At 70.6% G+C, this 23,338-nt stretch carries 21 protein-coding genes; 5 read left to right on the top strand and 16 right to left on the bottom strand.

Annotation, left to right across the window (positions count from 1 at the left end):
• The first annotated feature begins 11 nt into the window (after nucleotides 1-11).
• A complete protein-coding gene (locus ACF062_RS08620) occupies nucleotides 12-869 on the top strand; it encodes a hypothetical protein (protein WP_392137032.1) in 858 nt (285 codons plus the stop codon).
• Between the two features lie 75 nt (nucleotides 870-944).
• On the top strand, nucleotides 945-1,475 hold the full coding sequence (locus ACF062_RS08615) for a GNAT family N-acetyltransferase (protein WP_223777527.1): 531 nt from the start codon (nucleotides 945-947) through the stop codon (nucleotides 1,473-1,475).
• Between the two features lie 13 nt (nucleotides 1,476-1,488).
• On the opposite strand, the gene ACF062_RS08610 is transcribed toward ACF062_RS08615, so the two are convergent.
• From ACF062_RS08610 to ACF062_RS08575, 8 genes are all read right to left on the bottom strand, one after another.
• Nucleotides 1,489-2,121, bottom strand: coding sequence for a DsbA family protein (locus tag ACF062_RS08610; protein WP_392137031.1), 633 nt, complete (start codon nucleotides 2,119-2,121; stop codon nucleotides 1,489-1,491).
• Between the two features lie 110 nt (nucleotides 2,122-2,231).
• A complete protein-coding gene (locus ACF062_RS08605; protein WP_392137030.1) occupies nucleotides 2,232-2,600 on the bottom strand; it encodes a DUF4440 domain-containing protein in 369 nt (122 codons plus the stop codon).
• Nucleotides 2,593-3,144, bottom strand: a complete 552-nt coding sequence (locus ACF062_RS08600; RefSeq protein WP_392137029.1) for a DUF1697 domain-containing protein — start codon at nucleotides 3,142-3,144, stop codon at nucleotides 2,593-2,595. The genes ACF062_RS08605 and ACF062_RS08600 overlap by 8 nt, the downstream gene beginning before the upstream one ends.
• Nucleotides 3,145-3,217: 73 nt before the next feature.
• On the bottom strand, nucleotides 3,218-4,426 hold the full coding sequence (locus ACF062_RS08595) for a S8 family serine peptidase (RefSeq protein ID WP_392137028.1): 1,209 nt from the start codon (nucleotides 4,424-4,426) through the stop codon (nucleotides 3,218-3,220).
• Nucleotides 4,427-4,777: 351 nt separating this feature from the next.
• The gene (locus tag ACF062_RS08590; protein WP_392137027.1) at nucleotides 4,778-5,770 is read right to left on the bottom strand and encodes a CDP-alcohol phosphatidyltransferase family protein; all 993 of its coding nucleotides are present in this window, start codon (nucleotides 5,768-5,770) and stop codon (nucleotides 4,778-4,780) included.
• A 190-nt stretch (nucleotides 5,771-5,960) separates the two neighbouring features.
• Nucleotides 5,961-7,193 carry a macrolide-inactivating glycosyltransferase gene (gene mgt, locus ACF062_RS08585; protein WP_392137026.1) on the bottom strand — a complete coding sequence of 411 codons (1,233 nt, stop codon included), beginning with the start codon at nucleotides 7,191-7,193 and terminating at the stop codon, nucleotides 5,961-5,963.
• 62 nt (nucleotides 7,194-7,255) lie between these two features.
• A complete protein-coding gene (locus ACF062_RS08580) occupies nucleotides 7,256-7,903 on the bottom strand; it encodes a response regulator (protein WP_392137025.1) in 648 nt (215 codons plus the stop codon).
• Entirely contained in the window at nucleotides 7,888-9,165 is a 1,278-nt protein-coding gene (locus tag ACF062_RS08575; protein WP_392137024.1) for a sensor histidine kinase, read from the bottom strand. The genes ACF062_RS08580 and ACF062_RS08575 overlap by 16 nt, the downstream gene beginning before the upstream one ends.
• 556 nt (nucleotides 9,166-9,721) lie before the next feature.
• Here ACF062_RS08575 and ACF062_RS08570 point away from each other — a divergent pair.
• Nucleotides 9,722-11,083 carry a TolB family protein gene (locus ACF062_RS08570; protein WP_392137023.1) on the top strand — a complete coding sequence of 454 codons (1,362 nt, stop codon included), beginning with the start codon at nucleotides 9,722-9,724 and terminating at the stop codon, nucleotides 11,081-11,083.
• A gap of 12 nt (nucleotides 11,084-11,095) precedes the next feature.
• On the opposite strand, the gene ACF062_RS08565 is transcribed toward ACF062_RS08570, so the two are convergent.
• The 3 genes from ACF062_RS08565 to ACF062_RS08555 are packed head-to-tail and all read right to left on the bottom strand — an operon-like array spanning nucleotide 11,096 to nucleotide 14,162.
• Nucleotides 11,096-12,373 (bottom strand): ABC transporter substrate-binding protein, encoded by a 1,278-nt coding sequence (locus tag ACF062_RS08565; protein ID WP_392137022.1) that lies wholly within the window; start codon nucleotides 12,371-12,373, stop codon nucleotides 11,096-11,098.
• A 32-nt stretch (nucleotides 12,374-12,405) separates the two neighbouring features.
• Complete coding sequence (locus ACF062_RS08560; RefSeq protein ID WP_392137021.1) at nucleotides 12,406-13,242, bottom strand: carbohydrate ABC transporter permease; 837 nt, start codon at nucleotides 13,240-13,242, stop codon at nucleotides 12,406-12,408.
• Complete coding sequence (locus ACF062_RS08555) at nucleotides 13,239-14,162, bottom strand: carbohydrate ABC transporter permease (RefSeq protein WP_392137020.1); 924 nt, start codon at nucleotides 14,160-14,162, stop codon at nucleotides 13,239-13,241. Before ACF062_RS08555 ends, ACF062_RS08560 begins: the two co-directional genes overlap by 4 nt.
• A 168-nt stretch (nucleotides 14,163-14,330) precedes the next feature.
• Here ACF062_RS08555 and ACF062_RS08550 point away from each other — a divergent pair, with 168 nt between their 5' ends.
• Nucleotides 14,331-15,194: a phosphotransferase enzyme family protein gene (locus ACF062_RS08550; protein ID WP_392137019.1), complete on the top strand. Its 864-nt coding sequence runs from the start codon at nucleotides 14,331-14,333 to the stop codon at nucleotides 15,192-15,194.
• Nucleotides 15,195-15,373: 179 nt separating this feature from the next.
• Here ACF062_RS08550 and ACF062_RS08545 read toward each other — a convergent pair whose 3' ends face one another.
• The 4 genes from ACF062_RS08545 to ACF062_RS08530 form a co-directional block, all read right to left on the bottom strand.
• The gene (locus tag ACF062_RS08545; protein WP_392137018.1) at nucleotides 15,374-16,084 is read right to left on the bottom strand and encodes an exonuclease domain-containing protein; all 711 of its coding nucleotides are present in this window, start codon (nucleotides 16,082-16,084) and stop codon (nucleotides 15,374-15,376) included.
• A 117-nt stretch (nucleotides 16,085-16,201) separates the two neighbouring features.
• Entirely contained in the window at nucleotides 16,202-17,452 is a 1,251-nt protein-coding gene (locus ACF062_RS08540) for an SAV2148 family HEPN domain-containing protein (protein WP_392137017.1), read from the bottom strand.
• 104 nt (nucleotides 17,453-17,556) lie between these two features.
• On the bottom strand, nucleotides 17,557-18,867 hold the full coding sequence (locus tag ACF062_RS08535; protein WP_392137016.1) for a copper amine oxidase: 1,311 nt from the start codon (nucleotides 18,865-18,867) through the stop codon (nucleotides 17,557-17,559).
• A gap of 79 nt (nucleotides 18,868-18,946) precedes the next feature.
• Entirely contained in the window at nucleotides 18,947-19,738 is a 792-nt protein-coding gene (locus ACF062_RS08530) for a Tat pathway signal sequence domain protein (protein WP_392137015.1), read from the bottom strand.
• A 157-nt stretch (nucleotides 19,739-19,895) separates the two neighbouring features.
• On the opposite strand from ACF062_RS08530, the gene glgX reads away from it, so the two are divergent.
• A complete protein-coding gene (glgX, locus tag ACF062_RS08525) occupies nucleotides 19,896-22,004 on the top strand; it encodes a glycogen debranching protein GlgX (protein ID WP_392137014.1) in 2,109 nt (702 codons plus the stop codon).
• Nucleotides 22,005-22,040: 36 nt separating this feature from the next.
• On the opposite strand, the gene ACF062_RS08520 is transcribed toward glgX, so the two are convergent.
• The gene (locus ACF062_RS08520) at nucleotides 22,041-23,324 is read right to left on the bottom strand and encodes an MFS transporter (protein ID WP_392137013.1); all 1,284 of its coding nucleotides are present in this window, start codon (nucleotides 23,322-23,324) and stop codon (nucleotides 22,041-22,043) included.
• Between the last annotated feature and the right edge of the window lie 14 nt (nucleotides 23,325-23,338).

Below are 23,338 nucleotides of genomic sequence, written 5' to 3'. Positions count from 1 at the left end.
CTTGTGGGTCCATGACCCCGAGTCGTTCCCGCACGCTCTGGCTGCGGACCGAACCCCTGCACGCGGTGATCTACTTCGAGGAGCGCTGCCGCGGCCTCGGCCGGGCGGTTGGCCTCAAGGGCTTCTGGATGGGGTACTTCGCCGCCCGCACCGCGCCGATGGGCCGCGTGGGGCCCGGCGTCGCCTCGGCGGCGCTCGGTGTCTTCGCACCGGGCATGGTGGCGCGCGCCCTCCCTTCGGCCTGGGAGTACGCCTCGCCGGACCGCGTCGTCGAGGAGCGGGCCCGCCTCACGGCCCGCGCGCTGCGCCAACTGGTCCCGGACATCGCGGTGTTGACCACGGCGGCGAACGGACCGCTGACGGCCCTGGTCGAGGAGGCTCCGCCACTGGCCCGCCCGCTCTTCGCCGCCAACCGCGACCTGACGGACCGCGTGGACCCGGTGGAACGCCTCTGGCAACTGGTCACCTGTGTACGGGAATTCCGCGGCGACGCCCACATCGCGGTCCTCGCCGACCACGGCCTGGACGCCCGCGAGGCCCTCGCCCTGGCCGCCGCGACCGGCAGGGTGGACGCGGCCCGCATCCGCCAGGACCGCGGCTGGACGGAGGAGGAGTGGCAGACGGCGGCGGACCGCCTGCGGGGCCGCGGCATGCTCGACGCGGCGGGCCGCGTGACGGAACGGGGCCTGACGGAACGCGAGTTGATAGAGGACGACACGGACCGCCTGACGGACCGCCTCCTGCGCCCCCTCCCCAAGCCCACCACGGACACCCTCCTCGCCGCCCTCCACCCGGCGGCCCGCGCCATCGTGAACTCCGGCATCGTGCCGTTCCCCAATCCGATCGGGTTGCCGCGGGTGGTGGGGTGAAGGGTGCGGCCCGGTGACACGGGGCGCGGTGAAACCGCTTGCCTCCGCCCGCCCCCGCCCCCTACCGTCTCGCGGATGACACCCGAACTGCGGTCCGAACGTCTTTCGCTCTCGGCCTATGTCGCCGCCGACGAGGCGCATTTTGTCGCGCTGTTCCAGGACGAGGCCGTGGGGCGCTGGTTCGGGGACGGGGTGCAGAGCGCTGCCGAGGACCGGGCGTTGTTCGGGCGGATATTCAGCCTCATCTACGCCGAGGAGCGCTTTCCCGTCTGGGCGGTGCGGTACGAGGGGCGCTATGTCGGGCACGCCGAGATCAAGCCCTCTCCGGAGAGCTGGCTCGACGGCCACGAGATCGTCTACGGGCTGACCCGGGAGAGCTGGGGCCTCGGGCTCGGGACCGAGCTGGCGCGGCTCCTGACCTCGTACGGCCATGAGGCGCTGGGGCTCGCCGAGGTGCACGCGACCGTGGACTCGGAGAACACCGCCTCCCTCTCCGTCCTCAAGCGCCTCGGCTACACGCAGGGCCGCGCGGTGCCCGAGGACAACGGCAGGACCACTCTGCTGCTCACCTCCCGGCTGCCCGCCGCGCCGCCCGCCGGCGGCTGAACCGGCGGCGCCCTCAGGAGAAGTCGAGGCCGCCCGTCCGGGTGCGCTTGAGCTCGAAGAGGTCCGGGTGTCCCGCCAGTACCCGGAAGGCGTCGAAGAGCCGGGCCGCCTCCTCGCCGCGCGGGATCGCGCGCAGCACGGGGCCGAACCAGGCGGTGCCGTCGACGTGGATCGTCGGGGTACCGACGTAGCCGTCGGCTAGCGGGTCCTTGCCGGCGTCGTGGCTGCGGCGCAGCGCCTCGTCGCCGGCCGCGTCGTCCGCCGCGGCCGCCAGTTCGCCCGGCAGGCCCAGCTCGGCCAGGGACGTCGCGGCGACCTCCTGGTAGTCCTCGTTCTTGTCCTGGTGGATCCGGGTGCCGAAAGCGGTGTAGAGGTCGCGGAGGGTCCGCTCGCCGTACCGCTCGGCGACGGCCGCGGCGATCCGCGTGAGGCCGAGCGAGCGGTCCACCAGATCCCGGTACCAGTCCGGCAGGTCGTTGCCTGCGTTGTGGAAGTACAGGCTCATCACGTGGAAGCGGAGGTCGAGGTCGCGGTGGCGTTCGACCTCCAGCATCCAGCGTGAGGTGATCCAGGCGAAGGGGCAGGCCGGGTCGGAGTAGAAGTCGACGCGGGCGCGGGAGTCGAGCGGCACGGATGTCTTGGTCATGCCGGGACATTAGCCAGCGAGTGGCGCTCGCCGGTGGGCCATTGCGGGGCTGTCCCTATGGGCCACTTCTGCGGCTGCCGAGCCTCTCGCGCGCGTACGTGCCCGCGCTCTCACTCTTCGGTGAACAGCGTCCCCTGGTGGAACCAGAGCCGCCACCCGTCCTCCGTACGCCGCCACAGCGAACTGCGGTGGGCGCGGCGGCCGTTGTCGTCCGTGTCGAAGGTCAGGTGCACGACGTCGTCGGCCAGCTGGACGCCGCGCATGTGCGAGGTCGTCGTGGGACGGCTCGCGGGCTCCGGCGCGGCCGTGAGGACCCGCACGATCGAATTCCGGTCCCACCGCGTCCCGGAGGCCCCGAACTCGGTGAACTCGGGGTGCAGCAGCGCCTCGAAGAGAGCGGGCGAGGCGCGCACCTCGGGGTCGAGGAGGCGCAGCTCGCCCTCGATGGCGGCTTCCACGGCGGGGGTGCGGTCAGTCACGGGTCATCTCCACGAGCCGGGTGACGGTGTTCCAGTTGCGGGTGGTGGCGACGAGGCCCTTGGTCAGGGCGGGCCGCGACAGCTGCTCGGCGAGCTTGGAGCGGCCGAGGCCGTCGGGTGCGTACAGGTAGAGTGCGCGGTCGCCGAGCCTGAATTCCTCGGGCAGAAAGGGGATTTGGTCGATTGCCGCGAAGCGGGCCGCGTCGACCGGCGCCGAGAAGTAGGTGACGTGGAGCTGCTTGCCCTGGAGTCCGGCGGCCGGGAAGGGGCAGGCGTCCGCCACCGCCCGCAGATACGCGCCGTCGCGCACCAGCACGTCGACGGCGAAGCCGAGCTCCTCCTCGATCGCCGCCCGCAGCCCCGCGGCGAGCGACTCCTCGTCGCCCCGGGCCGCGGTGAAGACCGCGTTGCCGCTCTGGAGGTACGTCTGTACGCCGCCGTGCCCGAGCCCCTCCAGGAGCGCGCGCAGCTGGGCCATCGGCACCTTATTGTGGCCGCTCACATTGATGCCGCGCAGCAGCGCCGCGTATCTCTTGGTCACCATGCGCACACGATAGAGCGGCCGCCGTGCCCCGTGGGGGTGGGCACGGCGGCCGCGGCTCAGCGGGCGGCGAGGATCACTCGACGACCTTCAGGAGCTTGTTGGGCGTGCCCTCGCTCGGGTTGGAGATCTTGTCCGGGGTGGCGCCGTCGGTCAGGGCCTTGGCGACGTCGGCGGGCTTGGCGTCCGGGTGGGCGGCGACGTAGACGGCGGCGGCGCCCACGACGTGCGGGGTCGCCATCGACGTACCGGAGATGGTGTTGGTGGCGTCGTCACCGGTGTTCCAGGCGGACGTGATGTCCGAGCCCGGGGCGTAGATGTCCACGGCGGAGCCGAAGTTGGAGAAGTCGGACTGCGCGTCGTCCTTGGTGGAGGAGGCGACCGTGATGGCCTCCTGCACGCGGGCCGGGGAGCCCTGGGAGGCGTCGGTCGACTCGTTGCCGGCGGCCACCGCGTAGGTGACGCCCGAGGCGATCGACTTCTGGACGGCCGCGTCGAGCGCTTCGTCCGCGCCGCCGCCGAGGCTCATGTTGGCGACGGAGGGGCCCTGGTGGTTCTTGGTGACCCAGTCGATGCCCGCCACGACCTGCTCGGTGGTGCCGGAGCCCTGGTCGTCCAGGACACGGACGGCGACGATCTTCGCCTTCTTGGCGACGCCGTGCGCGTCACCGGCGATGGTGCCGGCGACGTGCGTGCCGTGGCCGTTGCCGTCGTCGGCGTTGTCGTCGTTGTCCACGGCGTCGAAGCCGGAGACGGCGCGGCCGCCGAAGTCCTTGTGGCTGACGCGGACGCCCGTGTCGATGACGTACGCGGTGGCGCCCTCACCGCCCGCGTCCGGGTAGGTGTACTTCTTGTCGGCCGCGGTGTCCGCCTGGTCGATGCGGTCCAGGCCCCACGACGGCGGGTTGTCCTGGGTGGCGTCGATGGTGAACTTCTTCGACTGGACGACCTTGCCTACGGCCGGGTCGGCGGCCAGGCGCTTGGCCTCGGTCTCGGTCAGGCCCTTGGCGGAGAAGCCGTTGATCGCGGAGGAGTAGTTCCGCTTGAGCTCGCCGCCGTACTCCTTTGCGAGGTCGGACTTGGCGTCCTTGTTCACCTTCTCGTCGAGCATCACGATGTAGCTGCCGGCGACGGCGCCCTTGGCGTCCAGGCCGTACACCTTGCCCTCGGCGGGGGTGGCCGCTCCGGCGAATGAGGTGGCGAAGACCGTCACACCGACCGCGGTGGCGGCGGTGGCTATCGCGGCGGTGAGCTTCATCGTGCGAGCGCGCTTGTGTGTTGCCATGAAGAGGGGTCTCCTCAGTGCTGTGTGGGGGGTTGTGGGGGGCATTCAGCTGTCTTGCCAGAGCTGTGCCGCGGCGACAAGTTCGTCGCGACGCGCCCTGACGCCCGGAAGATCTCCGGGTGTTGGGACGAAACCCTGACCGATTGACGCGCGCAGATCAATACCTTCATGCAGCTGTGACTTGTTCAACAAGGTTCTGTAATAACAAACCGGCCCCGGCATGACGGAACGGACATCTGGTGACCCACCCACCCCAACTCCAGGTAACACCAAGCGTTTTGCGCCCCATACGCAACGCCGGGCGGGTCGGGGGAATCCCCGGCCCGCCCGGCGTCGCACCGGCCCGTGCGGTCAGGCCGCGACCGGCACCTTCCGCTCCTCGAAGGAGTCGATGGTCCGCGTGAAGTCCCTCGTCGAGAGCAGCAGCTTGTAGATGATGGCGAGCTCGAACACGAGCAGCAGCGCGCCGGACACGATCGTCGCGGGCACCACCACATCGAAGAGCGGGCCGATCATGAAGACGCCCATCTGGAACTCGATGCCGCTCACCAGGTGCGCGCGGATGCGGTGGCGCAGCAGGAAGGAGCGGGCCCGCAGATAGGCCGGAAACTTCCGCCGGAACTCCTGGTGCAGGTCGATCACCTGGGGCTTGGGGGCCACCGGTGCCGCCTCCCCGTCGGCACCGGTGGCCACAGGCTCCCGCGGGTCGTAAGCGGCCTCGCCCGCGGCCCGCTGGAGGTCCTGCTCGATGTCCGCCGAGGGGTTGTCCCGCAGCAGGTCCTCCATGAAGGCGAGCTCCGCCTGGTTCTGCGCGCGCCGCGCGGCCCTCATGCGCGACTTGATCTGCTTGCGCATGGAGTGGCGGATCTTGAAGATCTCCAGCGAGTTGATGTACCGCAGGGTGTCCAGCGCCACCACGACGAGCGCGAGCCAGATGTACAGGGTGTCGCCGGTGCGCTCGTACTGGCCGCCCATCAGGGCGACGCCGCACACCATGACGCGGATGCGGTCGAAGACGAAGTCGAGCCAGGCGCCGAAGACCGAGCCCTGCCCGGTCAGGCGGGCGACCTTGCCGTCCATGCAGTCGAGGATGAAGCTCAGGTGGTAGATGACGGCGCCGAGGGCGAGCCACTTCCAGTCGCCGAGCGCGAAGCACGCGGCGGAGCCGAGACCGAGAAGGAACGCGCCCCACGTGATCTGGTTGGGCGTGATTCTCGTACGCATCGCGGTGAACCGCACGAGCGGCGTGGCGACCGGGTCGACAAGCAACACGGTCCACCACGCGTCGCGCTTCTTCTGAGTGATGCGACGCACCTCGGCGAGGGGCGGTATGTCTCGACGCATGGGGGTCAACTTCCTGGTGTTCGACGAAAGTTCATCTCACGCTAGGGAAGGATTCGACCAAGGAACAAGATCTACGGAGTGCAACCTTTCACCGGGGGTAACGGTCAACTGTTCGGAGCGAGTCAATGGCCATTCCAGGACATTGGTGCGTTACCAGAGTGTTATCGAATGAGTGGAACCTCGAACCACGTCACGGAGCGTCACATCGCGACCGCGCGGCCCGCGCCTTCGCCAGCTCCTCCTCGATGAGGTCGGCCGCCATCCGGGTACCGCCCTCCGCCGCCATCGAGGCCTGGATCCCGGACAGCCTGCGGGCGACTTCCGGATCCTCGACCAGCGCGAGAACCGCCTCGCGCAACGCCTCGGCGGTCGCCTCCTCCCTCGGCAGATGACGGGCGACGCCGAGCCCCTGCAACATGTCGGCATTGCCGAACTGGTCGGCGGCCTGCGGCACGGCCACCATCGGCGTCGCGGTGGCGAGCCCCTCCTGACTGCCGCCCGCGCCGGCGTGCGTGATGAACGCGTCCGCCTTCCTCAGGACCGCCAACTGCGGCACCCACCGGTGCACTTCGACGTTCGCGGGCACCTCGCCGAGTTCCCCCGCGTCGACGTGCTTGCCGATCTGGAGCACCACGTGCCAGCCCGGCAGGCCCCCGAAGGCCTTGACGCACTCGCGGTAGAAATCGGGCTGCTTGGTGAAGGCCGAACCGAGCGAGACGAGCAGCACCCTGCGCGCACCGGCGGGCCGCTCCCACTCCCCCTGCTCCGCGCGCTCGCCCTGGCAGGCGCCGACGAAGGTGTGCACGCGCCCGTCGACCCGGTCGGCGAACGGCTGGAGGGCCCTCGGTATCAGCACCAGGGAGCGCGGGGGCCGGGCGACGAAGGAGTCGGGGTTTTGGGCGATGCCGTTCTCCGCGAGCCAGGAGGTGAAACGCGCCAGGTAGGCCCGGCCGCGCCCGGAGGCCTTCAGCTGCGCCTGCGTCGGCTCGGCGACCTCCTCCTCGTATCCGTCCCAGGCGACGAGGTTCGGCGAGAGGGAGATCTCGGGGACGCCCCAGCGGCGGGCCAGGACGCGCGCGGGGTAGGACGTGATGTCGTACAGGACGAGGTCGGGTTCGTCGCCCTCGTAGGCGCGGGCCAGCTCCGGCAGGACTTGGATCGCGTCGGTGAGGAACGGTTCGAGGTTGTCGACCAGTTCCGTGCCCCAGGCCTCCGGGTCGTCGTCCGGTGACGGCAGGGTCGTCTCGTAGGGTCTGGGCTCGGCGCCGGTCTCGGCGACCTTCTCCGCGAAGATGTGCGGGATGGCGTACGTGACGCGGTGACCGCGGGCGACGAGCTCCCGGATGACTTCGAGGCTCGGGTTCACATGCCCGTGGGCGGCGATCGAGAACATGGCGATGTGGGCGGGGCGAGGCGGGGTCATGCACCGACCTTAAACGAGACGAGACGTCTCGTGCAACCCTTTCCTGTGGCGGCCGGTTCGAGCTAGGGCTTGTTCAGATAGGTGAGGACGGCGCGGACACGGCGGTTGGTGTCGTCGTCATCGGAGATGCCGAGCTTGCCGAACATGGAGGTGGTGTACTTGCCGATGGCGCTCTCGCTGAGAAAGAGGCGGCGGCCGATGGCCTGGTTGGACAGCCCCTCGGCCATGAGGGCCAGCACGGAGTGCTCGCGTTCGGTGAGCCGCTCAAGCCCCCGGCTCGGGGAGCCGCTGGAGAGCAGTCTCGCGATGACGGCCGGGTCCATGGCGGTCCCGCCGCCCGCGACGCGCTCCAGGGCGCCGATGAACTGGTCGCCGTCGAACACGCTCTCTTTGAGGAGGTAGCCGATGCCGCCCGAGCCGTCGGCCAAGAGCTCGCGGGCGTACAGCTGCTCGACGTGCTGGGAGAGGATGAGGACCGGCAGTCCTGGCATCTCGCCCCGGGCGGCGAGCGCCGCCCGCAGGCCTTCGTCCGACTGGTCCGGCGGCATGCGGACGTCGATGACGGCCACATCCGGGCGCCACGTCCGCAGCGCGTCGAGCGTTTCGGGTCCGGTGGTCGCCGTCCCCACCACCTGGTGCCCGTACGCCTCGATCAGGCGGACCATCCCGTCGCGCAGGAGGTAGAGGTCTTCGGCTACGACGATTCGCATGGCAGCGCCATCCTGACACGGGTCGGGCCGCCCGGCGGGCTGGTGATCTCAAGGGTGCCGTCGAAGACCGCGAGGCGGCGGCGCAGACCGGCGAGCCCGCCGCCGGGCCGCTCGTCGGCCCCGCCCCGGCCGTCGTCCTCGACCTCGGCCTCGACGATGAGGCCGGCCTCGTCCCTGGCGAGGCGGACGCGCGCCCGTGACGCGTGGGCATGCCGGACCGCGTTGGTCAGCAACTCGGCGACGCCGAAGTAGACGGCCGACTCGATCGGCGGGTCCAGGGTCAGCCCGCCGTCAGCGCTGCCCTCAGTGCTGACGGCCACGTCGAGCGGGATGTCCAGAGCGAGGGCGCGCACCGCGTCGACGAGCCCCCGCTCGGCCAGCACCGGTGGGCTGATCCCCCGGGTCAGCTCGCGGAGTTCGGCCAGCGAGGCGGTGGCGCCGGCCCGCGCGTCCCGCATCAGCGCCTTGGCCCGCTCCGGGTCGGTCTCCATCAGCTTCTCCGCGGTCGCCAGGGAGAGTCCGAGCCCGACGAGGCGGGCCTGCGCCCCGTCGTGCAGGTCCCTTTCGATCCGGCGGATCTCGGCGGCCTGCGCGACCGTCGCGTCCGCGCGCTGGGCGGTCAGCTCTTCCACCCGGTCCGCCAGCGCCATCGTGGGGGACGGACGCAGGAAGCGGACGGCCACCGGCTCGATGAGCCGCCAGGCGTACGGTGCGCAGGCGACGGCCACGACCAGGCCGAGCGCCCCGACGAGGCGCGGGGCGAATCCCGGCCGGCCGAGCCCGAGGACCGCCGCGGCCACACCGGCCGGCGGGAGGGCGGCGACCACGCCCGCGGTGATCGGCACGATCCCGGTGAACCGCAGGTCGCGCCAGTTGGCGGGGTCCGTCCACCGGACCCGCCACTTCTGGTCCAGGAGGGCGTCCCGGCGGGTGCGCTCGTAGGAGAAGCCGTTCCACCAGTAACCGGTGGACATCCGCGTCACCGGTCCGGCCTGCCGGTACCCGGCGGGAATGACGGTGGCGGTCCACCGTGCGACAAGGAAGCGGACCGTCCGGCAGACCGGGCGGGACAGCGCGAACGTGCCCCCGCACACCAGCACGAGCGGCGCTGCCCACGACCACGGGTTTCCCGCCCCCCACCGGATCCCCAGCGCCACGGCGGCGGCCCACACGGCCGGGATCAGCATGCTGACGACGGCGACGACGCATGCCCGCACGAACCCCACGCCGACGCGCGCCACCCATGAACCCAGCTGCCTCATGACTCATCCTCCGCTTGCCGTTCGGTGCTCCCACTGTGCACCGAACGGAGCCCGCTCCTTGCCTGGTCAGCCAGGGAGTGGGGCTAGCCCCACCCCTCTGTGTGCCCAGGCGGACACCGCGTCGGCCAAGCGCTTCATGGCGCCGGTGAGCATGGAAACCAGCACGCACCCCACGGCCGAGGCGGCACTCCTCGACTCCGCCCGCACCCGAGGTGCCTTCGACACGGCGCGGAGCGGCATCAAGGTTCTCGGCGCACTGAGCGCCGCCGCCCTCCTGGCGGTCATCGCGGTATGGGTCGGCGGCCGCCGTGATGCAGGTCGTCTGCGTGCTGCCCGTCATCGGAGTCGCATGCACCACCCGAGGCTCCGCACTGCGCGCCGCCTTTCCCGAGGGGCGCTGACCGGCCCGGGTCCTCGCGCTCCGGCATGACACCTGTGACACCCCGTGACCCCACCGCCCGGCATCAGGGCCCCGTCAGGCGCATACGTCACGCTGCCACTGTCCGACAGCCGCGCGGGCACGGCAGCGCGTGCCCGGCAGACCCAGGGAGCGACCATGACCATACGACCGTTACGCATGCGCCGCCCGGGAGCGAGGGCAGTGGGCCTGGGGGCGGCCGCCCTCGCGGTGGTGCTCACCTGTGCCGGACAGGCACCGGTGTCGGCCTCTGACGACCCCGGCGGCTCCGGCATCGAGCGGGTGAACGTCTCCGGTGACGGCGCGCAGGCGGACGAGGCGAAGTGGCGCTCGGACGACGCCCCGGCGATCAGCTCCGACGGCCGCTACGTCGCGTTCAGCTCGACGTCCGACAACCTGGTCCCCGGGGACACGAACGGCGCCCTCGACGTGTTCGTACGCGACCGGCAGGAGAAGACGACCGAGCGGGTGAACGTGTCCAGTTCAGGAGCGCAGGCCTCCGGTGAGACCAAGGGGCATGGCCTCGCCCTCAGTCCGGACGGCCGGTACGTCGTGTTCGCGTCGAACGCGGACAACCTCGTCGCGGGCGACACGTGGACGAAGGGGTCCGACCTCTTCCTGCACGACCGACAGACCCGGACCACCGTCCGCATCGGCACGGGCGCCACCCACCAGTACCCGGACGCGGCGTTCAGCCCCGACGGCCGCTACCTCTCCCACACCGTCCATACGAAGGGCGGGCTGGTCCTGTACGACATGCAGACCCGCACCGGCCAGAAGCTCGGCACCTTCCACGGCAGTGCGCCGTCACTGAGCACCGACGCGCGCCGGATCGCCTTCACCTCCGACGACACGAACCTGGTCCCCGGCGACACCAACGGCGACACGGACGTCTTCGTGTACGAACGGCAGACCGGGGCCATCACCCGCGCCAATCTGACGAGCACCGGCGGGCAGGCGGTCAGCCTGGAGTGCTGTGGCTCCTTCGAACCGGCCATCAGCGCGGACGGCCGCATCGTCGCCTTCGAGTCCGATGCCCGCAACATGGTGCCGGACGACACGAACCAGATCGAGGACATGTTCGTGCGCGACCTCACCGCCAGGACCACCGAGCGCGTCAGCGTGGCCAGTGACGGTACCCAAGGTGAGTGGAACTGGGTCTACGGGCTGGGAGCCAGACAGGCCGAGATCACCGCGGACGGCCGATACGTCTTCTTCGCCTCCGACCTGAACGGCCTGGTCACCGGCTTCGACGGGTCCTGGAACAGGATCTACCGGCATGACCGCCAGACCCGTACGACAAGCGTGGTGAGCGACACGGACCCCAAGAGCGAGGAACTCGCCCTGAACCCCGCCATCACGCCCGAAGGACGCCACGTCGCCTTCAGCTCCGACTCCGGGACGCTCGTCCCGGGCGACACCAACGGGGACCGGGACATCTTCGTCCGCACCGGTTCACTGCTCGACCCTGCTCGCGTCGATCGTTCCGCCTCCTCCTGATCCCGTAGACCCCTACCGCTGATATCTGGCCAGCACCAGATTGCCGTCCTTCACCAGTCGCTTCCGCAGCTCGTCGAGGCCGATGGCCCCGCTGTAGTACTCCTGGAACGCGGGGGTGGCCACCTTGTCCTTCCACTCCGGATAGCCCCGCACGGACTGGGCGGGGGCCGAGCGCAGGTCCTCGGCGAGGGCCGTGCCCACCGCCCAGTCGTTCTTCTCCGTGCGCAGCGCGGGGTCCTTCAGGGCCTTCTCGCCGGTCGGCAGCATCCAGTCGCCGCGCGCCAGCTTCACCATGTTCTGCGGCTGGAGGAAGAAGTCGATGAACTCGGCCGCCGCCTTCTTGTGCGGGCTGTCCTCGGATACGGAGAGGGTCTGCGGGCTGACGCCCTGCGCGAGTCCCTCGGAGCCGGCGGGCGCGGGCAGTACCTGCCAGTCGAAGCCCTTCGGTGCCTGCTGGGCGATCTGCTGGCGGTAGGAGAAGCCGAGCGGGACCATCGCGTACTTGCCGCCGAAGAAACCGGGCAGGGTGTCGGAGCCGCCCATGCCGAGGGTCGTGCCGGAGGCGCTGTTGTCGTTGTTGACCTGGTCGTGGACCGTGCGGGGCATGATTTCGTCGGCCTCGCCGAAGCGGACGTCGACCTTGCCGTCCGCACCGCGGTGGAACATCCGGCCGCCCGCCGACAGGGAGAGGTTGAGCGTCGCGGATACCGGCTCCTTCAGGGGCCAGGCGACGCCGTACTTCCCGTCCTCGCCGTCGCCGAGTTCCTTGGTGACGTCCCTGAACTCCGCCCAGCTCCAGGGCTTCTCGGGGGTGGGGATCCGTACGCCCGACTTCTTCAGCCACTTCGCGTTGGCGATCAAGACGCGCGGCTCCTGGAGGAACGGCACGCCGTAGACCTTGCCGCCGAAGGTCGTCGTCTCCCAGCTGCGCTCGGGGATGTCGGACTTCAGGCGGTCGGGAAGCAGCTCGCCGAGGTCCGCGAGATAGCCGCCGTACGCGAAGTCGGCGAGGTCGTCCGAGGCGTCGTGGATGATGTCGGGCGCCTCACCGCCCTCGAAGGAGGTGAGCAGCTGGTCGTGGACGCTGTCCCAACTGCCCTGGACGTACTCGACCTTGACGTCGGGGTGGGTGGCGTTCCACTCCTCGACCAGGGCTTTGTTGGCGTCGACGGACTCCTTCTGCCAGGCCAGGGACTGGAACTGGAGGGTGATCTTCCCGTCGTCGTCGCTGCCGGAGTCACCGGTGCATCCGGTCAGGAGCAGGGCGAGAGCCGAGGCGGCAGCGGTCATAAGACGCGCCCGGCGCGCGCGCAGGGGGCGCATCAGGCCTTCACCGCCCCGGCCAGCATTCCACCCGTGATCCGCTTCTGGATGATGGCGAAGATGACCAGCGAGGGGATGGTCGCGAGGAACGCCGCGGCGGCGAGCGGCCCGAGGTCCGCGACGCCCTCGGCGCCGATGAAGCGGTTCAGGATGACCGGCAACGTCTGCTTCTGAGGGGTCTTGAGCAGGACGAGCGCGAAGAAGAACTCGTTCCACGCGGTGATGAAGGCGAACATCGCCGTGGCCACGACGCCGGGCGCCAGCAGCGGGGCGACGACCGACACGAATGTCCGTACCCTGCCCGCGCCGTCGACCGCCGCCGCCTCCTCCAGCTCGGCGGGGACCGCGCGGACGTAGCCGACGAGCATCCACAGCGCGAAGGGCAGCGACCACACCACGTACACCATGACCAGGCCGAGCAGGGAGTTGATCAGGTGGAGGTTCTTCAGGATCAGGAAGAGCGGGATGATGATCAGGACGAACGGGAACGCCTGGCTGATCACCACCCAGCCGGTGGCCGCCTTCGCGAGGCGGGTGCGGTGTCTGGCCATGACGTATGCCATCGGGGTCGCGATGACGACGGCGATCAGGGCCGCGCTGACCGCCGCGATCAGGGAGTTCCCCGCGGCCTGGAGGAGCGGCTGTTCGTCGAAGGCCTGCCGGAAGTTGTCCAGCGTCGGGTCCTTCGGGATCCAGGTGGGGTGCAGGCTGCCCAGTTCCCGCGCGGGCTTGAAGGCCGTGGAGATCAGCCACAGGAACGGGAAGGCGAGGAAGACCAGGTAGGCGGCGAGCGCCACGTACTGCGCGGCGCGCGTCGACTTCTTCGTGCGCATCATGCCTCGTCGCCCCCCTTCAGCCGGCCCGCGAGGTAGCAGGCGAGGATCACGGAGATCACGGCGACCATGACACAGCCCATGGCCGCGGCGTAGCCGAACTGGCCGTAGCGGAACGCTTCTTCGTAGGCGAAGAGCATGGGCAGGCGGGTGCGGCCGCCGGGGCCGCCCTGGGTGAGGACGTAGACCAGGGCGAAGGAGTTGAAGTTCCAGATGAAGTTGAGCGCCGTGATGGCGAGGGCGACCGGTTTGATCGCGGGCCAGGTGACCGTGCGGAAGCGGCGCCAGGCGCCCGCGCCGTCCATCGCCGCGGCCTCGTGCAGCTCGCGCGGCGTGTTCTGGAGTCCGGCGAGGAGCGCCACGGTGGTCTGCGGCATGCCCGCCCAGACGCCGACGACGATCACGGCGAGGAGCGCGGTGCCCGTGCCGGTCAGCCAGTCCTTGCCGTCGCCGAGCCCGAGGTCGGCCAGTGTTTCGTTGAGGACGCCGGCGTCCGGGTGGTAGACGAGGCGCCACATGATGCCGACGACCACCTCGGGCATCGCCCAGGGGATGATCGCGAGCGCCCGCGCCAGCCAGCGGAAGCGCAGGTTCTGATTGAGCAGCAGCGCGAGGCCGAGCGCCAGCAGGAACTGCGGCACGGTGACGCCGAACGCCCACAGCAGGCCGATGCGGAACGACTCCCAGAACAGCGTGTCGTGCAGCAGGTCCTGGAAGTTGAGGGCGCCGATCCACTGGGTGGGTTCGGTCCGGCCCGACTGGGAGTCGGTGAACGCCAGCGCGATGCCGTAGAGGAGCGGGCCGACGCTGAGGACGAGGATCGGGATCAACGCGGGCAGCACGAGGAACCACGCGCCGTGGTCCGCGGGCGGCTGTCCCGGCGTGCCTCTCGCTGACCGCTTCGTAGCGGTCGCCAATGTCACGGATCGGCTCCTTCGGGCGGCTCTTACGGGTCCGGCCGCCCTGGCGGCCCCCGTCATCGTGCTGATGTGGTCTTGATACGTCAAGGAGCTGCGCAGCCCGCTCAAGCCTGTTGGCCTGTGCGAATGCGAGACTGTCGGGCGAAGGGCGACGGGTGCGGGAGGCACGGGATGGACGAGGCACGGGCGCGACACGTACTGGACGCGGCGGAACTGGCGGTTCCGGTGGGCGGGGCCCAGCTGCTCGCCCTCGGCGAGAACGCGGTGTTCGGGATCGGCGACCTCGTCGTCAAGATCGGCCGCTCCGCCCCCGGACTCCTGGAGCGGGCCCGCCGCGAGCTGGGTGTCGCGCGCTGGCTGGAGCAGGCGGACGTCCCCGCCGCACGGCCCGCGCGGGACGAGCCCCTGGTCGTCGAAGGGCACGCGGTGACGCTCTGGCACCGGCTCCCGGCGGCCGTGCGCCCCGCCGAGCCGCGCGACCTCGCCGTGCTGCTGCGCCTGGTGCACGAGCTTGCGCCCCCTTCCTTCGAACTGCCGCGCCGTGAACTGCTCGGCGGTGTCAGGCGATGGCTGCGGCTCGCGGGCGACGCCATCGATCCGGCGGACGCCGACTTCCTGCGCGCGCGCAGGGACGACTTCGCCGCCGCTGCCGCCGCGCTGACCCCGCGTCTGCCGCGCGGCCCGATCCACGGCGACGCGCTGCCGCGCAACGTCCTGGTGGGCCCGGACGGCCCGGTACTCGTGGACCTGGAGACCTTCTCCTTCGACCTGCGCGAGCACGACCTGGTCGTCATGGCGCTCTCCCGCGACCGGTACGGACTCACGCCCGAGGCATACGACGGATTCGTCGACGCCTACGGGTGGGACGTGCGGGAGTGGGAGGGGTGCGCGGTGCTGCGCGGGGCCCGGGAGACCGCCAGTTGCGCGTGGGTCGCGCAGCACGCGCCCACCAACCCCAACGCCCTGGCCGAGTTCCGCAGGCGCGTGGCCTCGCTCCGGGACGGGGACGCCACGGTGCGCTGGTACCCCTTCTGAGGGACTAGGGCCTGTCTGACAATTCCCGCCTGCCTCGCGACGCCATGCACGCACTCTCGCCGCACCGGGCGCAGAGCCAAGTACATCCAGTACGAGGCCCTACGCCCGGCACGCCGAGAGCACGCACCTGACGCCGCGAGGCCGCCCTCCGGGCGACGACGCGAATTGTCAGACAGGCCCTAGCCCGCCGCCCTCAGGGGCCACATCCCGTCCACTACCGCGTCCGGATCGCCCTTCTTGCGCAGGAAGTTCTGGAAGTCCGCCGCCCACTCCGCGTACCACTCGATCTGGCGGCGGTGCAGCTCCGCCGGGCCGAGGGAGGCGACCTTGGGGTGGCGGTCGGCTATCGCGCAGGCGAGGCGGGCCGCGGCCTGGGCGTCCGCCGCCGCGTCGTGGGCGGCCTCCAGGACCACGCCGTACTCCGTGCAGACCGCCTCCAGATTCCGCTTTCCCTTGCGGTAGCGGTCCACGGAGCGGTCGATCGTGTACGGATCGATGACCGGGCCGGGCTCGGCGCCGCCGAGCCTCTCCCTGAGCGAGGGCAGGCCGTACCTCCTGAGCTCCGCGGAGAGCAGGCTCAGGTCGAAGACCGCGTTGTACGCGATGACCGGGACGCCCGACCGCCAGTACGAGACGAGGACCTCCGCGAGGGCGTCCGCCACGGCGGCGGCGGGCCTGCCCTCGGCCGCCGCGCGTTCGTTCGTGACGCCGTGCACCGCGACCGCGTCGTCCGGTATCGGCACTCCCGGGTCTGCCAGCCAGGTGCGGTGCCCCAGCGTCTCGCCGGCCTTGACCTCGATCACCGCCGCGGTGACGATGCGCGCTTCGTCCGGATCCGTCCCTGTCGTCTCCAGGTCGAAACCGATCAGCAGCTCCCGGTGCCAGCCCATGGCCGCCCCCTTCTTCGTGGTGCTTTCCCCCAGTGACCACCACGATCCCATGCGCCACTGACAATCCGAGGGGCGCGTTCCGCTTCGGGGGGGGGGTCGGACCGAGTCAGGGGCGGTTCAGGACACCGGCCGCGAGTCCGCCCACGCCACCTCGAACTCCTCGCGGTATGTCGGGAAAAGGCCGGTCTCGGCCGCATAGCCCGTATCACCCGATTTCACCACACGCCCGCCGCCGCGCAGCACCAGCACCGGCGCCTCCATGCCACGGGTCCTGCGCAGATACGACTGGACGACCGCGATGCCGTCCGCCCCGTCCCCGTCGACCAGGTACGCGGTGAAGCGCGGCGTCTCGTCGAAGACCTGGATCTCGAAGGCGCCCGGATCGCGCAGCCGGGCCCTGACCCGCCGCATGTGCAGGATGTTCATCTCCACGGAACGGCTCAACTCGCCCTTCTTGAGGCCGAGCTCGCGCTCTCTGCGCTTGACCGCGCTGCTCGCCGGGTTCAGGAAGAGCAGCCGCACCCGGCAGCCGGACTCCGCGAGCCGCACCAGACGGCGCCCGGAGAAGTTCTGCACGAGGAGGTTGAGACCGATGCCGATCGCGTCGAGACGGCGGGCGCCCCCGAAGATGTCCTCGGCCGGAAACTGCCGCAGCAGCCGCACACGGTCCGAATGCACGGCCACCACGTCCGCGTAGCGGTCGCCGACCAGGTCCTCGACGGCGTCGACGGGCAGGCGCCGGGCGGAGGGCGTGTCGGTACCCGCGCCGAGTATGTCCAAGAGCTTGGCCGAGGCACGCTCGGCCTGGGCGAGGACCGCCTCGGACAGAGCGCGGTTGCGGGAGACGACGTTCCGGGTGACCTCCAGCTCGTCGAGGGCCAGTTCGACGTCACGCCGGTCGTCGAGATACGGCTCGAAGCACGGCCAGTGCTGCACCATCAGCTCGCGCAGCTGCGGCAGCGTGAGGAAGCTGAGGACGTTGTCGTCCGCCGGGTCGAGCAAATAGCCCTTGCGGCGGCTCACTTCGCGTACGGCGACGGCCCGCTGCACCCACTCCTGGCCCGCGGGACCGGCGGCGGCCACCACCCACTCGTCGGCGTGGACGGGTTCGTAGATGGGACGCAGAACAGCGGCCACGACCGCGCGCAGCCGCTGTTCCACCAGGTTCAGCCAGATGTAGGCCCGCCCGGCACGCTGGGCGCGCGTACGGACCTCGCGCCAGTCGTCGGTGTCCCAGTCCAGTTCCGGTCCGATCTGAGATCCCGTCTCCATCGGCCGTGCCAACGACACCGCTCCGGCGGGTACGTCCGCGGAGCTCCCCTCGTGACCCTCGTCACCAGGGGGCAGCTCCCGCCCACCCGAGCTCACCCGCGCACCGCCTTCCGCTCCCCCGAGCCACTCCCCCGGTCAACGATCAAGGAAGGGTACTCCGGGAGCGGCGGGCGGTGCAGCCGGATGCACAGGGTGTTTTCTCAACCGCCCATCGGCGGCTGACCGTTCTGGTTCGCCAGGTCCTGCGGAGTGAGCGGGCTCATAGCGGTGACGTCGCGCGCGGCCAGCGAGAAGCCCTGCCAGTGGACCGGCATCGGCTGCTGGTCCTCGTCACGCGCGATGTGGTGGAAGCCGATGTGCACCCAGGTGACGGGGTGCGTCATGGTCTGGCCGTTCACCCACTTGTCGACACTCGACGGAGTGCCCGTCGGGCAGCCGATGTTGTTGCTCGCGTACTGCTCGCACTTCTTGTACTGGGTGAAGTACACGTCGTGCTTGGTGAAGGGCCGTCCCGCGTGCTTGTTGCTGGGACCGGGCACGATCTCGTACGACCTGGGGTGGCCGTCCTTGTTCTTGCCCGCGCCGCTGACCACGCGCCACCAGCGCATGTCCTTGCGGTCGCCCGCCAGCTCCTTGGTGACCTTGGTGCGGGTGGTCTTCGTGGTGGGGCTGCCCTGGCCGGTCGGCGGGGTGACCTTGGAGTCGTACTGCTCGACCTTGGCCTTCGGGGAGCCGTCCAGGCCGAAGTTGAGCCGCCAGAAGACGTTGTGCGCGTGGCTCTCGGCCTTGGCCTGGTCGCCCTTGCCTATCGGCCAGCCACGGCTGTCGCCGCCGTCGTAGTCGTACGGCGAGAGGCTGCCGGTCGCGCCCACGTTGGACGTGATGGTGCCGTCCGATGAGAAGCGCCACTCGGTGATGTACTCGTACCAGGACGCCTTGTTCACCGTGTAGACGAGCAGGTCCTTGCCCTGGCCGGTGTAGACCTTGCCGGTGCCGCCGGTGCTCTCGTCGTCGTTCAGGCGGTACGCGTGCCCACGCGCGCGCGTGGTGGTGCACAGGCCCTTCACGTCGCCCCGGTGCGGGACCTTGACGGTCTTGATGGTGCCGCCGGGGCACTCGCCGGGCGAGAGGTCCTGGAGAGCCTGGCCGAAGTCGGTCCCGGTGACGTCGTCGTACTCGGCCTCGCCGTCGTCGTAGGGGACGTGCACCTGGGCGAGCCGGGCGCTGGTCAGGACGGGTATCGGCTTCGCCTCGCCCTTCGGCTGGTAGCTGATCTTGTCGAGGATCAGGCCGGAGAGCGTGTTGTAGTGCCAGCACATGCGCCAGGTCGTGCCGCCGTCGACGGTCTGCTCGATCTTGTAGGCGTCACTGCAGTCGGCCGCGGGCGCGTTGGGCGCCTTCGGGGCGGCGGAGGCGGGGGCGGCGACGCCCAGGGCGCCGCCGAGGAGCGCGGAGACCGCGACGGCCATGGTGGCCTTGTTGCGGGCGCGCGAAAGTCTGTTCACGTGCATTGCGGAATGAACTCCCTCGTACGAGGAGAAGTTGATGTCGGTGTGCCGGGTGTATCGGCGTGTCGATGGGCCGGCGGCATCAGCCGAGGCGGCCGACCTTGCGGGTGCTCAGGTCGACGACGAGGGACCGGGTGTCGATCCACGGACCGTTCTTGACCTTCGTGACGACCTGGAGGCACCGGTGCTCGCCGCACTCGGTGAGACCGGACGGCACGCGCTCGACGGTCTCCTTGCGGAAGACCATGCCGCTCAGCTGCAACTGGTCGGGGCCGGTCAGCTTCTTGCCGGTGGCGTGCTTGAAGTCCTGCTTCAGGCCCTTGCCGAGCGGGTCGGCGATCAGCAGCCTGGCGCCCTCGACGAGCTCCTCCTGGCTGGGCGGCGGCTGGACGTTCCGCGCGGTGGTCGTGTCGTCCACCTTGCCGGTCTCCAGGTTGACCGTCTTGGTGACGACGGCGTCCTTCTTGTAGTCGTAGTAGACGACCTCGGCCCGGCGCGGGGCCGAGGCCCCGGCGTCGCTCGGGTCCGGCTCGCTGAGGTTCGTGGACAGCAGCTGCGGGCCGCGGTCCCCCTCGACGTCCCGGGCGCTGGAGCGCAGCTGCCCGCTGACCGAGGCCTTCTCCGCGCGCTCGATCTCGTCGTCGGTCAGCGGGTCGCTGCCGACACCCTTCGCGCCCTCCTCGGGCGCGTCCTCCACGACGCCGTCCTTCGCGACGGCGTCCTGCTTCGCCGCTGCGGCGTTGGCCTGGCGGTCCCCCGACTCGCCTGCCTCCGACCCCGGCAGAGCGACGCCCACCAGCACGGCGGTCGCGGCCGCCGCGACCGCCGCGCCCGCCACCACCTTCCCCAGGTGGCGTCTGACTATCTCTCGCACTGCTCCCCCTACTCCCCTGGCGCCCCATTCATGGGCATGCCGAGTATGTGGTCAGACGGTTAGACGGGTTCAACTCAGGGGTGGTTGCTCCACTTTCGGGGAGACTCTGGCCAAAGTGGCCCCGCCCCGAGGGGGCATTAGTGAAAGAGTCGTATTCATGCAGGTCTGGCCTGGGCAGGCGTACCCCTTAGGTGCCACGTACGACGGAGCCGGCACGAATTTCGCGGTCTTCTCCGAGACCGCAGAGCGCATGGAGCTGTGTCTCCTGCACGACGACGGGTCGGAGACGGCCGTCGAACTGCGGGAGTCCGACGCGTTCGTGCGGCATGCCTACCTCCCCGGCGTCATGCCGGGACAGCGGTACGGCTTACGGGTGCACGGCCCCTACGCACCCGAGCGGGGGCACCGCTGCAACTCCGCGAAGCTGCTGCTCGATCCGTACGCGCGCGCGGTGAGCGGGCGCGTCGACTGGGGCGAGGAGGTGTACGGCTACCACTTCGCGGACCCCGGCAGGCGCAACGACCTCGACTCGGCGCCGCACATGATGACGTCGGTGGTGGTCAATCCGTACTTCGACTGGGGCGACGACCGGCCGCCCCGCACCCCGTACCACGAGACCGTGATCTACGAGGCCCATGTGAAGGGCCTGACCATGCTGCATCCGGACCTCCCGGACGAACTGCGCGGGTCGTACGCGGCGCTGGGTCACCCGGCGATCATCGAACATCTGACGGAGCTGGGGGTGACCGCCCTGGAGCTGATGCCGGTCCACCAGTTCGTGAACGACCACCGCCTGGTGGACATGGGCCTCAACAACTACTGGGGCTACAACACCATCGGCTTCTTCGCCCCGCACAACACGTACGCCTCCTGGGGCGACCGGGGCGAGCAGGTCCTGGAGTTCAAGCAGGCCGTGAAGGCGCTGCACGAGGCCGGCATCGAGGTGATCCTCGACGTCGTCTACAACCACACCGCCGAGGGCAACCACCTCGGCCCGACCTTGTCCTACAAGGGTCTGGACAACGCCTCGTACTACCGCCTCATGGACGATCCCCGCTACTACATGGACACCACGGGGACGGGCAACTCGCTCCTGATGCGCTCGCCGCACGTCCTCCAGATGATCATGGACTCGTTGCGCTACTGGGTCACGGAGATGCGGGTGGACGGCTTCCGCTTCGATCTCGCGGCGACGCTCGCGCGGCAGTTCCACGAGGTGGACCGCCTGTCGTCGTTCTTCGACCTCGTCCAGCAGGACCCCGTGGTCAGCCAGGTGAAACTGATCGCCGAGCCCTGGGACGTCGGCGAGGGCGGCTATCAGGTGGGCAACTTCCCGCCCCTGTGGACCGAGTGGAACGGCATGTACCGCGACACGGTGCGCGACCTATGGCGGGGCGAGCCCCGCACCCTCGCGGAGTTCGCGTCCCGCCTGACCGGCTCCTCCGACCTCTACCAGGACGACGGGAGGCGTCCGCTGGCCTCCATCAATTTCACCACCTGCCACGACGGTTTCACCCTGCACGACCTCGTCTCGTACAACGAGAAGCACAACGAGGCCAACGGCGAGGGCAACAAGGACGGCGAGAGCCACAACCGCTCCTGGAACTGCGGCGCCGAGGGCGAGACGGACGATCCGGCCGTACTCGCCCTGCGCGAGCGGCAGATGCGGAACTTCATCGCCACGCTCATGCTCTCCCAGGGCGTGCCGATGATCAGCCACGGTGACGAGTTCGCGCGCACGCAGGGCGGCAACAACAACGCGTACTGCCAGGACAACGAAGTGGCGTGGGTGCGCTGGCCGGACGGCGAGAGCTCGATCCTGGCGTTCACGCGCGCGATGGCGATGCTGCGGCGCGATCATCCGGTCTTCCGCCGACGCCGGTTCTTCCACGGCCGGCCGGTCCAGGGCACGCGCGACGAACTGTCCGACATCGCCTGGTTCACCCCGGCGGGCGACGAAATGGAGGACAGCGACTGGAACGCCTCGCACATGCGGGCCCTGACCGTGTTCATGAACGGCAACGCCATCTCGGAGCCGGGGCCGCGCGGTGAACGGATCTCCGACGACTCGTTCCTGCTGCTGTTCAACGCGTCGCCGGAACCGCTGGAGTTCGTGGTGCCGGTGAACCACGGCCGCCAGTGGCAGGTGGTGGTCGACACCGCGTGTGCGGAGGGCGTGCCGGAGGGAGCGGGTCCCAAGGTGCGGGCCGGGGACCGGCTGACGCTGACGGACCGGAGCCTGACGGTCCTGCGCCGCCCCGCCTGACGCGGGCGCTGCCCCGAGGGCCCCCGGGGCGGTGGCTCAGGCCGCCGCCCCCGTGGGGGCCTCTTCGGGGGCTTCTCCGGGCTTCTCGTGACGGGCGGGGCGGACTGGGCGGGCCAGCAGCGCGATGCCGAACGCGACGGCCGCGGCGCAGCTGCCCAGGGCGAAGGCGGCCCCCGCGCCGTGTGCCTCCGCCAGGCGTCCCGCCACCGCCAGCGTCACCGCCTGGCCGCCCACGAACGCGCTCGCGGCGAACGTCATGCCCTCCGCGAGCCTCTCCTGCGGCACGGCGCGTTCGGTCAGCGCGAAGCCCGTGATGAGGTTCGGGGCGTAGACCGCGCCGAACAAGGTGACCACTACGTAGAGGCCCGTCAGACTGTCCGTCCACACCAGGGGCAGTGACAGGAGCGCGGCGGTGGCCGTCGCCGCCCTCCAGCGGGCGAGCAGCCCGAAGCGTTCGGGCAGCGCGGCCATGGAGAGCCCCACCACGGCGCTCATGACACCCATCGCGGCGTAGACAAGACCGGCCTGGCCCGGCTGCCCCAGCTCCTGCGTCAGCGCCGTGATCCCGGCCCCGCAGGCGCCGAGCAGCACGCCGAGGAAGACCAGGCCGAGCCGCACCACGTACACCGGACGGGGCAGCCGGGGCCGTACCGCCGCTCCACGCGCGCGTGCCGGTTCCCGCGCGGCGCCGCGCCGCGCGGTGCGTCCCGTCGGGTGCAGGGCGAAGGCCGTCCCGCAGCCGGCGACCAGGAGCGCCGCCATGCCGAACGCGTACGCCGGGTGGCCCACGACGGCCGCCAGGCCCACGAGGGCGGGGCCGAGCACGAAGGAGAGCTCGTCCATGGTGCTCTCCAGGGACAGCACGGTGTTCGCGAGCCGGTCGTCGCCGCCCTTGGCGCGGATCAGCGGGACGACGCGGGCCCTGGCGAGGGGGCCGATCCCGGGGATCGTCGCACCGGCGAGCAGGCCCAGGGCGACGAGGGCGGGCGTGGGCAGGTCCGCGACGGCGCCCGCGGTGTAGACGGCGATCGCCACGGCGTTGACGAGCGAGAGGGCGAGCACGACGGCACGCTGTCCGTGCCGGTCGGCGAGGCGGCCGACGTACGGCCCGAGGGTGACCTGCCCGAGCGCCAGCGCGCAGGCGACGACGCCGCCGGTGGCCAGGGATCCGCTGGTCTCGGTGACCAGGAGCACGCTGCCGAACTGGATCATGGCCACCGGGAGCCTGCCGAAGAACGAGATGACGGGCAGCAGCGGCCCCGTCATGCCGATCACTGCGCGATACGCGTCCCGTGTCCTGTCCCGCGTGCTGTGAGCCATCGTCCGACGCTAAC

It is taken from the genome of Streptomyces sp. NPDC015345 (genome assembly GCF_043078805.1).
In the GTDB taxonomy this organism is placed as follows: Bacteria; Actinomycetota; Actinomycetes; order Streptomycetales; family Streptomycetaceae; genus Streptomyces.
The sequence above is the reverse complement of the archived record's forward strand: the minus strand, read 5'-3'. Positions and strand labels throughout refer to the sequence as shown.

Coding starts and splice junctions, on each gene's coding strand:
- glgX (WP_392137014.1), top strand. CDS start 19,896: ATGCAGGTCTGGCCTGGGCAGGCGTACCCCTTAGGTGCCACGTACGAC.
- ACF062_RS08545 (WP_392137018.1), bottom strand. CDS start 16,084: ATGGGCTGGCACCGGGAGCTGCTGATCGGTTTCGACCTGGAGACGACA.
- ACF062_RS08620 (WP_392137032.1), top strand. CDS start 12: ATGACCCCGAGTCGTTCCCGCACGCTCTGGCTGCGGACCGAACCCCTG.
- ACF062_RS08570 (WP_392137023.1), top strand. CDS start 9,722: ATGACCATACGACCGTTACGCATGCGCCGCCCGGGAGCGAGGGCAGTG.
- ACF062_RS08610 (WP_392137031.1), bottom strand. CDS start 2,121: ATGACCAAGACATCCGTGCCGCTCGACTCCCGCGCCCGCGTCGACTTC.
- ACF062_RS08600 (WP_392137029.1), bottom strand. CDS start 3,144: ATGGTGACCAAGAGATACGCGGCGCTGCTGCGCGGCATCAATGTGAGC.
- ACF062_RS08615 (WP_223777527.1), top strand. CDS start 945: ATGACACCCGAACTGCGGTCCGAACGTCTTTCGCTCTCGGCCTATGTC.
- ACF062_RS08520 (WP_392137013.1), bottom strand. CDS start 23,324: ATGGCTCACAGCACGCGGGACAGGACACGGGACGCGTATCGCGCAGTG.
- ACF062_RS08590 (WP_392137027.1), bottom strand. CDS start 5,770: ATGCGTCGAGACATACCGCCCCTCGCCGAGGTGCGTCGCATCACTCAG.
- ACF062_RS08595 (WP_392137028.1), bottom strand. CDS start 4,426: ATGGCAACACACAAGCGCGCTCGCACGATGAAGCTCACCGCCGCGATA.
- ACF062_RS08565 (WP_392137022.1), bottom strand. CDS start 12,373: ATGACCGCTGCCGCCTCGGCTCTCGCCCTGCTCCTGACCGGATGCACC.
- ACF062_RS08560 (WP_392137021.1), bottom strand. CDS start 13,242: ATGATGCGCACGAAGAAGTCGACGCGCGCCGCGCAGTACGTGGCGCTC.
- ACF062_RS08575 (WP_392137024.1), bottom strand. CDS start 9,165: ATGAGGCAGCTGGGTTCATGGGTGGCGCGCGTCGGCGTGGGGTTCGTG.
- mgt (WP_392137026.1), bottom strand. CDS start 7,193: ATGACCCCGCCTCGCCCCGCCCACATCGCCATGTTCTCGATCGCCGCC.
- ACF062_RS08580 (WP_392137025.1), bottom strand. CDS start 7,903: ATGCGAATCGTCGTAGCCGAAGACCTCTACCTCCTGCGCGACGGGATG.
- ACF062_RS08535 (WP_392137016.1), bottom strand. CDS start 18,867: ATGCACGTGAACAGACTTTCGCGCGCCCGCAACAAGGCCACCATGGCC.
- ACF062_RS08550 (WP_392137019.1), top strand. CDS start 14,331: ATGGACGAGGCACGGGCGCGACACGTACTGGACGCGGCGGAACTGGCG.